General features: G+C 54.3%; 9 protein-coding genes. 1 reads left to right on the top strand and 8 read right to left on the bottom strand.

Features of this window, described 5'->3' with window-relative positions; genetic code table 11:
* The first annotated feature begins 175 nt into the window (after positions 1–175).
* Positions 176–544 (top strand): DoxX family protein, encoded by a 369-nt coding sequence (locus ABE504_RS21245; protein ID WP_430092385.1) that lies wholly within the window; start codon positions 176–178, stop codon positions 542–544.
* Between the two features lie 848 nt (positions 545–1,392).
* Here the strand turns inward: ABE504_RS21245 and ABE504_RS21240 are convergent.
* The 8 genes from ABE504_RS21240 to ABE504_RS21205 form a co-directional block, all read right to left on the bottom strand.
* Positions 1,393–2,310, bottom strand: a complete 918-nt coding sequence (locus tag ABE504_RS21240; protein ID WP_430092383.1) for an effector binding domain-containing protein — start codon at positions 2,308–2,310, stop codon at positions 1,393–1,395.
* A 92-nt stretch (positions 2,311–2,402) separates the two neighbouring features.
* Positions 2,403–3,119: a metallophosphoesterase family protein gene (locus ABE504_RS21235; RefSeq protein ID WP_430092381.1), complete on the bottom strand. Its 717-nt coding sequence runs from the start codon at positions 3,117–3,119 to the stop codon at positions 2,403–2,405.
* Positions 3,120–3,306: 187 nt separating this feature from the next.
* Positions 3,307–8,454: an S-layer homology domain-containing protein gene (locus tag ABE504_RS21230; protein WP_430092379.1), complete on the bottom strand. Its 5,148-nt coding sequence runs from the start codon at positions 8,452–8,454 to the stop codon at positions 3,307–3,309.
* A gap of 869 nt (positions 8,455–9,323) precedes the next feature.
* Complete coding sequence (locus tag ABE504_RS21225; protein ID WP_430092377.1) at positions 9,324–10,487, bottom strand: hypothetical protein; 1,164 nt, start codon at positions 10,485–10,487, stop codon at positions 9,324–9,326.
* 64 nt (positions 10,488–10,551) lie between these two features.
* Positions 10,552–11,427 carry a carbohydrate ABC transporter permease gene (locus ABE504_RS21220; RefSeq protein WP_430092375.1) on the bottom strand — a complete coding sequence of 292 codons (876 nt, stop codon included), beginning with the start codon at positions 11,425–11,427 and terminating at the stop codon, positions 10,552–10,554.
* A gap of 12 nt (positions 11,428–11,439) precedes the next feature.
* Entirely contained in the window at positions 11,440–12,393 is a 954-nt protein-coding gene (locus tag ABE504_RS21215) for an ABC transporter permease (RefSeq protein WP_430092373.1), read from the bottom strand.
* An 87-nt stretch (positions 12,394–12,480) separates the two neighbouring features.
* On the bottom strand, positions 12,481–14,016 hold the full coding sequence (locus tag ABE504_RS21210; RefSeq protein WP_430092371.1) for an extracellular solute-binding protein: 1,536 nt from the start codon (positions 14,014–14,016) through the stop codon (positions 12,481–12,483).
* A gap of 219 nt (positions 14,017–14,235) precedes the next feature.
* A complete protein-coding gene (locus tag ABE504_RS21205) occupies positions 14,236–14,793 on the bottom strand; it encodes a redoxin domain-containing protein (protein WP_430092369.1) in 558 nt (185 codons plus the stop codon).
* Between the last annotated feature and the right edge of the window lie 10 nt (positions 14,794–14,803).

Below are 14,803 nucleotides of genomic sequence, written 5' to 3'. Positions count from 1 at the left end.
TCGACTGCTCGGGTATGCATCCTACCGCTTTTGCTGACAAAATCTCCGCGGGTTTGGGAGTTTTGGCGGCAAATTAGCGGTACTTATTTCGTCTCAGTCTCTAATCCTGGCTGCGCAGCCTTATTGGCGTCTCGTCGCTCGACAGCCGATTCTGGATAACCCGAGGTGCATCCGCTTGAGATGGACGACCTGCCTATTGCAAGGCGCGCTGGCTTTCGCGTTTATTGGTTTCGGCTTTTTAAAATTGTTCGCCCACCCGCTCCAGGTGGATGCGTTCACGAGCACTTACGGATACAGCGTCAGCTTTATGTATCTGGTCGGGGCTGTCGAGCTCGCGGCGGGGGTCGGCCTCGTGCTCGGCTTCTGGCAGCCGCGGGTCGCGTTCTTCGCCGCCGGCGTCATCGCGGTCATCATGGCCGGCGCCATGATGACGCACGTGCTCTCCGCGGCGAGCATGCGGACGTCCGTGCCGCCGCTTATTTTTCTCGCGATGGCGCTGTGGGTCATCGCCGCGGGCTACCCGCGCCGGGGGCGGGCGCGGTAGGCGGGAGCGGCGGCGGCCTAGTAGTAACGAACAGCCGCGGCAACGAAGTGCACCCCAAAGAACGAATGCTGGGCTCGCGTTGGGACTCCGGCGCAAGGCAGTCGATCCCCAATGTTGTCAGGTTAGCCTAGGAATGCCCTAACGGCTGCAACGGGGCCGGTTACCTTAAACGAGCTAGAACTAAGAGGGTCTAACCCCTTCTAATTTGTGAAAATTGGCTATTTTCGCTCAGCTAAGAGGGGCTGGCCACTCTTAATGGCCGCAATCCTGGCCGTTTCCTTAAATAAAATAGAACTAAAAGGGCCTAGCCCCTTCTAACTTGCGGAAATTGGCCATTCTTGCTCAGCTAAGAGGGGCTGGCCACTCTTAACTATTTACAAAGACCTTCTTATGTGCGTCTAAAGTTGGTCCCCTTGACTTAGTAGCCTAACCTCTAGCTTCTTAACCTGACAACATTGGGGCGTGCGTTCCCCCCACGCAGCTCGCCTTCGCCAGCAGCTTTTATAAAATAAAAGTGGTAAACCACTTCTATTCGTAGATCCGAGCGGTTTTCCAAGGAAATAAGAGTAACCACATCTATTTCCTCAGAAAACCGCTTTTTGCTCGAGCTCAGTAGAAATAGAAGCGGTTTACCACTGCTATTTCAGGACATCACAAGCTTTTAAGAGAAAATAAAAGCGGTTTCCCCCTCCTATTCGGCCCCGCACAAAAAAAGAGACCCGACAGCAACGGGCTGCGGGTCTTAAGGTATATATATTTAAAAGGGGGTCGACTTTTAGTATAGGGGCCGAACCTTAAAACAACCTGAAATCCGGATGTCATTTGCGTTACAATTGATCGCCCAAATGTTACGTGGAGGTTACTTTTTCCTTCACTGGCACATATAGGTCCATTTGGAGCTCAGTATGCAAATCCGTGTGGCACCGCTCGTCATACAGCTCAAACTCCGATTGCCCGGCGTGTTCGTATCCGGAATGCGGGAACCACTCGGCGTAAACGGCCTTCCATGTACTCTGGATCGAATCCGAGAATTGCTCAGGCGCCACCTTCGGCGTCGTAAACACCGCGTAGCGTGCTTCCGGAAATTCGCGGCAGACGAGACCGTCAGGCACGCCCTCAAAATCCGTCGCCTCCATGCCGATGATATACGTCAAATCGCTCGTCTCCAAGTTAAAATCCGCGCAAATGCCAATCTCCACCGGACGGCCCGTATGCACGCGATTCGGAATGCGGCACCCCAGCTCTTCGCGCATATACGTCTGCCAGAAAGCAGGAATATCCCGCAGATTTTTCCCTTCCTTGCACGTTGTGCGCAGCTCGTATCCGATGAGCTTAAACGCTGGTTTGGTGATTAATTGAAATTCCATACGAATCCCTCCCAAATAGGAATTAAATTTCCGATCCAACACGTTCACCCTCGGGTAGTCCGGCGTAAGAATGCCCATCTTGCGATAAGCAACCGGCGTACGTTCGAACATCTTTTTAAACGCCCGTGTAAAATTTTCGTGGGATTGGAATCCGTTGTCCAGGGCGATGTCGATCAGCCTGAGATCCGTATGCGCGATCTGATAAGCCGCCCGGGCGAGCCTTCTTTTGCGTACATACTCCATCACCGCTTCACCGACCATCATCTGAAACACACGATGAAAATGGAACGGAGAGAAACAAGCGACGCTCGCCAAGCCCTCCACCGTTAGTGGTTCTGTAAGGTACGCCTCTATATACTCCAGCGTTTTTTGAATCCGCACCTCATAGTCCGTGTCCATCGTGTGCCCCCTTCAACGTGATAACCCTAGTGTACGGGAAACCGAAACTGTCTTCTTGACGATTCTTGCTAAAAGAATGCTCGCTCCGCTCCCTATCCGGCCTTCCAGTTGCCGCGGGACGGCACCGAATATGTCCGGTACTGCAAGCCCTCTGTGATTTCCAGGCAGTTCAGTTGATAGCCGTATGGGCAGCCGCCGTCAATGCCGATTTTGTCAATTTCAAACCAGACGTCACCTTTGCCATGCAGGTCCATCGTTGTCGTATGGCCAAACACCACCGGCTTGTCCACCACCGTCCGCTGCTGCAGAAACGGCGCCCTGATCCAGATAAAATCGCGCTCCGGCTGTGTTTTCCAGTCCGTATACACCGGATTCAAGCCCGCATGGACAAAAATATGTGTCTCCGTCTCATAGTACAGTGGAAGACTACGTAAAAATTCGATATGCTCACGGCAGGTCGCGCGAATCTTGTCCTTGGACTGCTTGATGTCCAGCAGTTTGGAACCACTGAAACTCTGGAAAGTCTGAATGCCGCCGTGCTCGAAAAACTTCAACTCCGTCACGTTGTCCGTTTCACCCAACACTTCAAGAAAACGAGCGTCATGATTGCCCTTGATCGCAATCGCCCCGTGCTCCCGCACCAGCTTCATCACGTGCTCTACGACTTCTTTGCTCGCCGGACCACGATCCACATAGTCGCCGAGCAGAATGAGCCGATCTTCCCCCGGCTTATAGCTGACCCTCTCCAGCAAAGCTTTGAACTCCGTCACACAGCCGTGGATGTCGCTAATCGCTAATGTTCTTGCCATAGATGCCCCTCCCGATGACCGTCTGTCAATTATCCTTTCATTCTATCATAGAATGGGAGGTGCTGGGCGGAGAAGTTGTTAATCAGCCAGTACTTCACCGGCTCCACCGTCTTCCAAGAATAGTGCGCGCGTTTGTTAAAGGCAAGACATCGTAAAAAGAAAAGCAGGCCTCTCGGCCTGCTCTCTGCTAATTCATAAACTGGACGGCTTGCAGCATCCGTCCAAGCATCACCGCCGCCTCGGCGCGCGTAGCCTCCGCGCCGGGGGCGAATTTGTCGCCGGACACGCCCTGGGCGATGCCGGCACCTACGATCTGGTCGACGGCGTCACGCGACCAGAGGCTGATCGCTGCGCGATCCGCGAACTGCGGCGCAGCTTGCGTCTTCACGGTCGCGCCGGTCAAAGCGACCGCGCGCGCCACCATGACGGCCATCTGCTCGCGCGTAATGCGCGCGTCCGGCTGGAAGCGGCCGTCCTCAAAGCCTTGCACGAGGCCGATCTTCGCGGCCGTCGCCACCACACCCGCGTACCAGTCGGACGCGGCGACATCTTGGAATGCGGCTTCACCCGCCGCCGCATTCAGCCCCAGCGCGCGCACGAGCAGCGCAGCAAATTCCGCGCGCGTCACCGCGGCATCCGGCGCAAACGAACGTGCGCTCACGCCTTGAACGACGAGCTTGGCGGCGAGGCGTTCGACGTCTTTTTGCGACCAGTGGCCGGCGACGTCGTCAAAGCTGCGGGCATTTTGGACAACGGCGTAGACACTGTTGCCCGGACGCTTCATCGTGACGACGGTCTTATCGTCAATCACAGCGAAGGTCGCCGGCACAAAGTTCATCGCGCCGGTAGTTTCATCAATCCACACCGCCGTCGCGCTGCCGCTATCTACCGTGCCTTCCAGCGTCAAGCTGCGCGTTACATACAGGGTGCCAAAATCATTCACCTGCACCTGCTTGCCGCCCGCTTCCACCGTCACCGAGAACTCGTACGGCTCGCCGAGCAGCGTGCCGCCGTTGGTCTGGCTCAGCGCGGCAATCTTCTCTTTTCGCTCACCGGATACTTGCGTCAGCGTAATGCGAACGTTCGCGCTCGATGCATCTACACCCAGCTCCTTCGCTGCCTGCGCCACATCAACGGCCTCCAGCGGAAGCACATAGCTGACGCCTTGTGCCGTTACAGCAAGCTGCGTGCCATTCGCTGCACCAGCCAGCACGCTGCCGGGCACAACAACTTGCGCCGAAGTCGCATTGCCGGTTACTTCAACGTTAACCGTGTTCGCACCCGCAGGCTGCTTCGCCAGCAGTTGCAGCGCTTTGTCGAGCGCAGACTTATCGATCGTCAGACTGGCCACGTCTTGGCCATCCACTTTCTCGACTTTCGGTGTTCCCGTGATGCGTACGCCGCCGTCTACCGCCGTTACCGGATCTGGTGTGCCGCCACCGCCGCCACCGCTGCCGCTATCGCTATCCATAACAGGCGCTACAAATTTCAAGAAATCACCGCGAACAATCGCACCGCTCGCATCCCGCTCATAAGGCAGCACTGGCGTCAAGCTCGCAAAATTCGCGTCGCTCAGCTGCTGGCCGAGCTTGTTGACCGATTTCGTACCGTCCCACATAAAATTGGCGGCGGAGTTCAAGCTTACCGGATAGGCGTCCTTAGCCGTCACCCCTTTTTGATACGAAATAAAGCCATCCAGTTTAAAATCCAGGGTCACGCCGGTATACGAAGTGAAATTGATGTTGCCTTTCGCATTATTAAACGCGATATTGCGTCCAAGCGCCTGAACGCCAGGATTGGAGTTGCTTGCAAAGCCGTATGCTCCGTTACCGAAAGCAATACTGTTCCGAATGATATGCGGCACGTGGATGCCTTCGCCGCCGAGTTTGAAGCCGTTTTTGTCCCCGGCGCCTACCAAGCCGTTCGTCAGTGTCCCGTTGTTGTACGCGATACTATCCTCGATCAGCACAGCGCCGATGGCGCCAGTTCCGCCTTTGGTATAGAGATCCCAGCCATCATCGATATTGTTGTGGGAAATATCCCCGCGGAAAATGTTCCCCGCCCCCGCCGTCAGCTTCGCCGCAAAGCCATCGGCATTATTATTGGACGGATCGGCGTTATCAAATGATTCGCAGTTCAGAATCAGATTATCGTGTGGCCATTCTTCCCGTTGTGCAGATTCGTCGGTCCGGGATATTTGCAAGCCGGTATCGCCATTCGCGTAGAAACGGCTGCCTTCAACTATGTTATAGCTGCCCCCGACCGTGAAGCCTTTGGTGTTGCCTGCGGAACGGGTAAAATCAATTCCTTTCACATGCCAGTAGCTGCCGCTCAGGACCACGCCTTCTGTCTTTTTGTCAAAATCAATAACCGGCTTCGCCCCAGGGGCTGCGATTAACGATTTATAGGCGCCGGCTGTGCCGTCATTGCCTTTTTTCATTTCAAGCTTGGCGCTGCGTTTGTAGGTACCGTCCTGAACCAGGATCGTTTGCCCAGCCTTGACGTAGTCAATCGCCGTATCCAGATCAAGCGGATTCTGCTCGGTGCCGTCGCCAGTGCTCGTGCCATCCGGCGAGACATAAAGCTCGCTGCCCTCGTAGGCATGCATGTTAACAGTAAAATTTCGGACGATTTTATCATAGGAAGTCAGGTATTGCGCATCGCTCGGTACAAATACCGCATTAAAATTCGTATACGTACTCGCGCTTACCGTCGTTGGAATCGTGAGCTGCGTATTCGCTGCCATCGGCTGATCAGCCGCCAGCACATTCATCCCTTGCTTTATCGTCACCGTTCCTGCCACGCTAGCCTTCAGTCCTAAGTTGTAGGCAGAAGATGACGTGCGCGCCAGACTCGTAAAATCAAAACTCGGCGTCACCGGCTGCGCTGGCGGCTCGACCTTCGGCGCGTCGGTGACGGCTGCGCTTACTTTTAAGGAAATGTCGCTTACTTCAATCGTAGCAAGACGGGCCGTGTAAAAGCCGACATACATCTTGCTGTCCTGCACCGTCATGAGATCCGGCGCAAAGTAGCTCGCAGTATTGCCGTCATTGAGACGTCCGCTGAAGCCGCTGTTCGTTTTGGCCAGCGTTAGCTTATAATCGGCCTGCGGGAATGTATTACTTGCTACCGGTCGGACGGCGCTCAGCATCGTGTTCTGAACGCCTGCGCTGCCGGAGTTCGGCGCTGTGACGCCTGTTCGAATGAACAACTGCGTACCGATCGGCTTGGTGGTGCCGCCGCTGTAGCCGCCGATTGCCGCAATATTCGACCCAAATACGCTCGAATCTCCTGCTGTGCCGATCGCGTCTCTGGCCATAATGCCGAACGACTCCTGGCCGTCATAAGGCTCTTTGGCGAAGGCCGTTACTTTGACATTAGCCGATAGTTCGAAGTTCTCCTTCGTTGGATCCAGCTCTACATAGTAGAAGGAAATACCGTCATGGTCGCCGGTCACCTTGCCGCCGCCTTCCAGCGCAGTTAGACGTACCGTGCCATTGTCGAGTACTTCAATTTTATTATTCGTATCTGAGCTCGATTGCCCGAAACGAATGGACTTCCATTCCGGTTGGTACGCCTCCATCACGGTTACCGGCAGTTGAATGGCGGCGAGCGCCGGATTGTGCGGCGTAATCACGATGTTGTACGTGCCAGTCTGGGTATTGTCAAAAGCCCCTTGATCCACGTCATAATCGGTTGGCTCAAGCTTCACCAGCCTGTTGTTATCGTACACGGTGGAAACTTCAAGGCCTGATAAATCAAGCGGTGCATTGACTTCAAAGGTAGTCGTCGGGTATTTTGTCACGACGATGCCCGTTGCTACAGGCGTCTTCACTTCAATTGTAAAATAAGGAGCTGGAGACAGCTCTTTTTTATACGTGGTCACAAAAATCTGCTGATTGCCAGGAACCGCGAAATCTGCATCTGTGATGCCCACGGTATATTCGCTGCGCAGCAGCGGAACGGTCGCGCCGTTGCTGTATTTTGCCGCAACTGCCATACCTGCCTGTTCAAACTGATCGGCTTTGTCGCCAACGTAATAGGTCGTTCTCGTCGGGCTGGTCACCTCCAGGCCAATTAGATCCGCATTGTTCACGTTAACATCAAAAGACGTATACGTGTCGGTTGTTACTGTTGAGCGGACTGTGACGGTTGTGATGCCCGGCTTAGTGAGCGCATATGTTGCCGTCGTGACCGAGTAGGAGGCATCCGTCGGTGGCACAGACAACGTGTACTCGTCGCTTCCCAGCGTTATCCAATCTCCGCCACCATTGTACTGCGCCTGGACGACCAGTCCTTGCGTATCCAAGTAATCGCCGGGGTAATAGTCGGTTTTGGCCGGCATGTACTGGACGTCCATGGCCGTAACGACACGCGGTACGACGTGAACCGTACCCGGCACGACGGCAGACTGACCATTGTAGTAGATTGTCAGGGCGTAATCTCCCTCTGTTTTTCCGGAGAAGCCGCCGACAATATAATCGCCTGCCGCTAACAGCTCCTCGTGAAGATCCGGGAAAGCAGCCGTCACTTTGAGGCCGCTGAGATCCAGGCTGTCGCCGACGAAGTAACTCTTTTTAAATGCCGAAGCATCTACCGAGATTGAGCTAGGCTCACGATTGTCCTTATGAAAGCTTACGTCAGTATACGTAACGGTCGTATTCCGAGCAACGTACAGCCCGACATAGTTGAAGCTGCCTGTAATTTGTTGCGGAAGCACTTGCGTCTCCCCATTCACAGTCAGCTTGTAGACGGAACCGGATTTTTGGATAGCGATGTCGTAGCTCTGTCCGCCGCCCGGTGCAGTCGCATCGCTGAACGTATTCTTGGCGACAGCGTCTGTGGGACTGTTCTTATAAAAGACTTGCAGCAGCTTATCAACTGCTCCTGCCGCAAGATAAGCTCCGGTATAATCTTTGACGTATTTATTGGTTTCCAACATGTCCGTTTCATCGTTACGCAGCATGATCCCGAACGATTGCTGCGTATCCGACGCCGACGTCCAGACATCGACGGTAGCTTTGGCCTTGAGTTCAAAGTTGTCTTGCGGTGATATTTCCTGATAGTAATAGGCCATCCCTTCGATATTAGCTGCGCTCGTCTTGATCTTCCCCTTGCTGCCCTTCGCCATCAACGTCACCGAACCGTCTGCTTTCTCCGTCACACCAAAGTTAGTCGCAGTCGGCGTACCTCCTAAATCCCCGAACACACTCCCCTTCCAATCACTGCCGGACGGAATCGAGATCATCTCCTCCGCAGCAAACGCCGCTGTCGGCATCATCGCAAAAAGCAAACAAAGACTTAACAACAATGCGGTTATACGTTTTTGTCTCAAGTGACATTCTCCTTCGCTATGAATGGAATCGCTTACAACAAATTGCGGAAATATGTATCTGCGCTGCCCGAAGCTCCTCCCTTCGTTATCTAGGCTAGGATTGTGCATGCTGTCTGCCTGCCCTCGGCATTATGGAGTTGAGCCGCTTTCCACCGCTTCTCTTCGACAGCTCTCATCGCCTGAATCCCGCCTGCCGCCTAAGCAACCGAACCTCGATTGCTCTCTGTCGGATGTATCACACGATGAAGAATAGGGAAAGACGCCGACTGGCGCCTTTCATGATGTCATCTCTTGTTGTTCATGCCGTCTGTGTCGTTGTCGTCTAAGCGTCTCTGTCGGCTAAGCGCGCCTGTGCCATCCGCGCTGGATGGCAGCGTATCTCGGCATGTCGGCAAAATCGACTCTGACGCTGGCACCCCGCGCCAAGCCTATTCTGACAAGCTGCCTTCTCGTCCTCCGAGGGCAATTAAGAGGGGCTAACCACTCTTATTCCTGCGATTCGGTGCGACAGCCCGTAAATAGTGGGGGTAAACCACCCTTATTTATCGGGGAAGGGTGCATTTTGCCGGGTTTCGAGCTCAATAAGAGGGGTTTACCACCCTTATTTGGCCGGTTCCCGGCGGAACCTCGCAAATAGAAGGGGTTTACCCCTTCTATTTGCGCAAGAGCCGCTGATCGCCAGTCTCCCCTGGGATCTGGCGACAGCGAAAGAGAGAGGCGGCCGCGCTCCCGCACCCGCCGCCAACCTTGCGCACGCGCTGTTGCACCCCAGCGTGCCGCGCCGCTCACGCTGCCGGCTTTCGCCACGCGAGCGCGAACCCCCCGCTGCCGGCCGTCGCCCAGCAGCCAGCTCCACCCCGCGCCCGCCGCTACGCCCAGCGCGCCAAATCCGCGCCGGGCAGCAGCTCCGGCGCCTCCACCCCCGCGAGCCGGTAGATCACGGCTCGGATCAAGAGCGCCTGCGTCCCGGCGTTCATGTCGCCTTCGACGAGGCCGCCGCCGATCGGCACCGCCTGCGGCATGTCCGGGTAAAACTCGCCCGGCTTCACCTGGGCGACGTTCGGCGCGGTCGGCGAATGCGCCAGCTCGCGCGAGAAGCCGCCATCCGCCCGGAGCAGACGCTTCATATTCGCCAAAGTAATGGCGATTATTTCTTCCAGCTCCGCGGGCGGGATAGCCACCTGCATGTACGACAGCAGGTGGATCGGGTTGCGGATATAGCACATATCCGCCGCCTCTTCCTCCCGAAGCGCATGCAAGATGCTGCGGTAGATCTTATCCTCCCGCGGCAGCGGCACGCCGAAGCGGTCGTAAAAAATGTGCAACTTAAACGTGCCCGAGATGCGCACATAGAACGAGCCCTCGCCCCACAGGCCGGTCTCGGGATCCTGCGTCTCCGCGAAGAAGTCAAACGCCGTCTTCGCGAACTCCGCCTTTAGCCCTTCCGGTTCCACCTGGCCGATGAACACGCTCGACGTGGACAGCCGGTCGCAGCCGCGCCAGCTGTTCGTCAGCGGGATGCCCCGCAGCCACGCCACGTAAGCTTCCGGCGAGGCCATGTACGCCGGCGCCTGCTTCGCCGCCACCGGCAGCGCATACCGCGGCTGCCCGCCGAGCTTGCGCAGCGCGTTCAAACTATAGGAGATGGCCCGGCCGACCATCACCTCGTCCTCGCGCATCGCCGGATGCGCGTCGTAGAAATACCCCGAGGCCGCATCCTGCCTGCCCTCGAAAAACCGAACCAACCCGCGCTTCATCTCTTCCGGCATCCCGCCGAGCCACCCAAAGCGCTCCATAATGTTCAGCGCCTGCGCGGTGGACTCGATGTCCGGTCCCCCGGACATCGCCCGCGAGCTCGGCGCGTAGTAGAACCCGCCGCTGGCGGCGTCATACTGACCGCGCAGCCAGCCGCCAAACCCGGTGAATAGCTCGTCAAGCTCGCCGAGCAGTTCATGCACCCGGCTCCCGGCAAAGCCGAAGCCCTCCACACGTCCACCGCCACGCGCAGCGTGAACCTCCGCTTTTTGCTCCATAACCGTTTCATCCTCTCGATCATGCTGTCCAACTCGCAACCTGACTCATTACATTCTCGTGCCGTTACCCCTTAATCGATCCAATCAGTGCACCCTTCGCAAAGTGTTTTTGCAAGAACGGGTACACACACAGAATCGGAATGGTGGAAACTACGATAACCGCCATTTTAATCGATTGCGCCGGAGGTGGCGTTACACTGTCCAGGTCTGAACTGACGTCCAGGCCGCTCGCAAGAACAACGATCTGACGCAGCAGGACTTGAATCGGCCACTTAGCGCTCTCATTCAGATACAGAATTGCATTCAGATACGTGTTCCAATACGTCACCGCGTAGAACAAGGAAATTGTTGCAATCGCTGGCATCGAAAGCGGCAGCACAATGCGGAACAGGATGCCAAAATCGCTGCAGCCGTCGATTTTGGCGGACTCCTCCAGCCCTTCAGGGATGTTCTGGAAAAAGTTTTTGAGAATAATCAGGTTAAACCCGGAAATCGACGACGGAATGATCAGCGCCCAGTACGAATCGATCATCCCCAATTCTTTCACCACGAGAAACGTCGGAATTAATCCACCGTGGAACAGCAACGTGAAGACGACCATGAACATAATGATCTTGCGACCGTCGACATCGCGGCGCGAAAGCCCGTAGGCCATGAGCGCCGTTACGATCATGCTAAAAATCGTTCCCGCCAGTGTGGTCCAGATGGACACGCCCATCGCTTTAAAAATCGTATTGGTTGAGAAAATAAACCGATACGCCTCAATGCTCCAATCCGTCGGGAGCAGAACGAACTTTTTCGCAGCAATCTCCGCACTGGTCGTAAACGAACCCGCCACCACGTGAACAAAAGGAATAATTGTGATCAACCCGATAATCGTGAGCAATAAATAGTTAACGATGCTAAACGTTCGGCCTAGCAATGATCTATCTTCTACCATCTTGCATACCTCCTAGTAAACGCCTTCTTCGCCCATTTTCTTCGCAATGCGGTTAACAATCATGACGAGCACAAGGCCGATCACGGATTTGAATAAGCCAATGGCCGAGCTGTAGCTGAATTGCCCTTGTTTCAGACCTGCTGTATATACATAAGTATCAATGATCTCAGCAACTTCCCGGTTCATGGAGTTGAGCAGCAAATACACATGTTCGAAACCGAGTTCGAGAACCGCACCAATTTTCAAAATGAGCAAAACGATAATGACGCTGCGAATTGCCGGCAAGGTAATGTGCCATACTTGACGCAAGCGTCCTGCACCATCCATTCGTGCAGCTTCATAGAGTTGTGGGTCGATTGAAGCGATGGCCGCCAGGTAGATGATCGTGCCCCAGCCTGCTTCCCGCCAAATGACCTGCAAAATATAGACCGGTCTAAACCATTCCGGTGCCAGCAAGAAATTCACTTTTTCAAAGCCGAAATCCATTAAAATATCGTTAATAATCCCGCCATCCATCGTCAGCATAACGAACGTAATGGAGACGATAATGACCCAAGACATAAAATGCGGCAAATACACAATCGTTTGGAAAATCTTTTTGAACCCATTGCTTCTCACTTCATTCAGCATCAGCGCCAGAAGTATCGGAACCGGAAAATAAAAGAGCAGGTTCATACCAAACAAAATTAAGGTATTGCTTAAAATGTTCAGGAAATCCGGCTCGGTGAACAGCCGCCGAAAATGCTCCAGACCTACCCATTCGCTGCCGGTAATACCTTGGAAAGGTTTATAGTTCTGAAAAGAGATGATCAAGCCGTACATCGGGATGTATTTAAACACGATAAAATACAAAATTCCCGGCAGCAGCATGACATAGATCCATTTATTTTTCCAAAGCCGTCTTCCCAACTCGCTGCTCTGTTTCCGAGTCCCTGCGCTTTGCTGTACGACATTCACTTCTTGCATATCCAATCTTCCTTTCTGGAACAGAGATCGAGGGCCGCCGCACCTGCAGCAGCCTCTCTGCCCTTGCCTTCAATTTCCTGGACGATCCTACTTTTTGTAAACAGCATTAAATTCCTCGATGATTTTGCTGCCGCCACGGCTCTTCCAATCTTCAATTGCTTTGTCGAAGCCGGCCTTATCGATGTTGCCATAGATATATTTGTTCGTTGCGTCAGTAATCACTGCTTGGAGTTGAACACCTTTTTCCAGGTTTGTTTTGGAATCCAGCGCCGCTGTCGGATCCTGTACCGCGTACTTGAGGTTTGCGATTTTCAGCTCGTCCGCTTTGCCTTGCGCAGGAATTGTCGGGATACCCAGGTAACGTCCGGATGTGTCTTCATCGCCAATCGCCATATCGGCAAACGGTTTGACTTCGCGCGTCCATTTTTCTTCGTCCGACTTCTTCGCTTTGTTATCTGTCAGTGTGTAGTTCGCGTCTTTGATGCCCCAGAATGCCATGTTCGCGACTTCCGGCGTCATCATTTTGTCAAAGAACGCCAGAATTTTGCGAAGCTCGGCTTCGGTTTTGATTGCCGATTTCGGGAACAGCAGGACGTTCGCGTAGCCAGGCAGCGCCCATGCCGCGAATTTGCCGTCTGGTCCGGCGACCATACTGTGCACATCGACCACAGCGGTTGGCACGTTCTTGATCAAATCCTTGTTCAAGGAGGATACGTCCGTCATTGCGCCGATGTACATGCCCGCTACGCCGGAGGTGAACAGCTTCTGCTGATCGGTTTTACTTGTTGCGGCAAAATCTTTGTTGATGTAGCCGCCGTCACGCAGCTTCTTCACGAAGTCCATCGTTGCGACATATTGCGGTGTTGTGAATTCCGGCGCCAACTTGCCGTCGACAACGCCCCAGTTGTTCGGTGTACCCATCCAGGCAGCCAGCGTTTTGAAGGAGCCGTAGATAAGGTCGTTCCGGTCGGCGATGCCGGTCGTGTCTTTCTTGCCGTTGCCGTCCGGATCGTTTTCAGTGAACGCCTTCGCCATCGCGAACAGCTCATCCATGTTGGCTGGAGGCTTGATGCCCAGCTTATCCGCCCAGTCTTTGCGGTAGATGAGACCTTGGCGGGCGATGTCAACGCCGCGGTAAAGCGTGTACAGCTTGCCGTCAACCTTGGTGTTGTCGTTCGTCGTCGATTTCAGCTTGCTCAGGTTCGGGAAGTCTTTGAGCAGCGGCCCGATTTCCCAGAACTGACCGTCGCGGATCGCGGACTTCATTTGGATGAAGCTTGCTTGGTTTTTCAGATAGACGACTTGCGGCAGCGCGCCTGTTGCAAACGTCGTGTTCAACTTCTCATCGTACGTGTCCGCCGGGAACAATTGGTACGTCAGCTTCGTGTTCGTCAGCTTTTCCAATTCTTTAATAATGGTATCCGGCGGCGTTTGCGCCGTATTGAGCGGTGCCATGATCGTAATTGCCGCAGGTGTGTTGTCGACTTTGGCCGTCGCTGCTGCTGTCGCCGCCGCGTCTGTCGAGGCTGCAGGTGTCGTTGTTTCTTTATCTCCGCACGCTGCAAGGGCGAAGCTGGATACCAGCATGATGCTCAGGGGAATCGTCACTAATTTTCTCTTCATATCGGTTTGACCTCCGCGAAAATTTGTTGTGCTACGAGACCTACTTTACACGGCGCGGAAGGGGTGCCGAAATAATCATTTACTCATAAAGCCCAGGCACGGCGCGGGATGTGAGATGATGATTATCGGGCGAGGAGATGATTATTGGGAAAAAAATAAACCGTTTCTCCCAAATGTCTCGGGAAAAACGGTTTTGTCGATGTTATATATGCTTCGTCACTATTGTTCACTCGTCATGAAACGATCGATCGACGCGAGTTCCAAATGATCCGTGAGCAGCCGATTGTAATGCGCGACCTGCACAATCCCCTGTTCGTCAATGATAAATTCAGCCGGAATCCGGTGGAAGTTCGAACCTTCCTCTGGCGTAAGTTTGAACCCGACGGCTGCGGCCTGGGCGATAACATTCTTCGTGTCTGCGTCAACCAATGTGGCTTGCACTTTCTCCTCCGAAGTCTCGATGCCGTATAACCGATACACGAGCCCCATAGGATCGGCAACGAGTGGAAACGGAGCATCTTGCTTGCCCACATATTGTTTCATATTGGGCTCGGGGGATTCGAAGACGGCGATAACATCCATGCCTTGACTTTGCCACGCCGGGAATCGGCCGATCAACTGGTGCACGCGTAAATTGCACAAAGCACAGGCGGAGAACCGTAAAAAGGAAAGATATACTTTACGACCTTGATAATCTTTTAATGCGATCGGGTTGCCGTGCATATCCGCCGCGATGAAGTCGGGTGCCGGCATGCCCGGTTGAATGTGTTTGATCATGAGGATGACC

Source organism: Paenibacillus oryzisoli (genome assembly GCF_050467285.1).
GTDB lineage: Bacteria > Bacillota > Bacilli > Paenibacillales > NBRC-103111 > Paenibacillus_E > Paenibacillus_E oryzisoli_A.
This window is presented reverse-complemented; position numbering and strand designations above follow the sequence as displayed.